Genomic DNA, 425 nt, shown 5'->3' on the forward strand with positions numbered 1-425 from the left:
AAATCTGGTAACTGGGGCTAAGTCGTAACAAGGTAGCCGTACCGGAAGGTGTGGCTGGAACACCTCCTTTCTGGAGTAAAGACTCCTTTCCTTAACTTACTTTCATTATATAACTTTTAAGGGGGCTTGTAGCTCAGGTGGTTAGAGCGCTACACTGATAATGTAGAGGTCCGAGGTTCGAGTCCTCGCAGGCCCACTAAAATCAGTCTTTAAACACGAAGTAAGCGTACTTCTGTTCAGTTTAAAGAAAGTCTAAAAAATATTGGGGGTTTAGCTCAGCTGGCTAGAGCACCTGCTTTGCAAGCAGGGGGTCAACGGTTCGAATCCGTTATCCTCCACGAGGCTATAAGTCTTAGAGTTATTTGACATATTGGTAGAGAATTATCAAGAAATTTGTAGAAGAAGCAAAATAAGGGCGCATGGGG

Annotated in this window: 2 tRNA genes and 1 rRNA gene; all 3 read left to right on the forward strand. The window is 44.0% G+C overall.

Annotated elements, in window-relative coordinates:
* Positions 1-70, forward strand: a 16S ribosomal RNA gene (locus tag AC23N5_RS31470); the annotation flags it as partial.
* A gap of 52 nt (positions 71-122) precedes the next feature.
* Positions 123-196, forward strand: a tRNA-Ile gene (locus AC23N5_RS31475).
* A 68-nt stretch (positions 197-264) separates the two neighbouring features.
* A tRNA-Ala gene (locus AC23N5_RS31480) sits at positions 265-338 on the forward strand.
* The last annotated feature ends 87 nt before the right edge of the window (positions 339-425 follow it).

The sequence above is a fragment of the Runella sp. R5_40 genome (genome assembly GCF_057652295.1).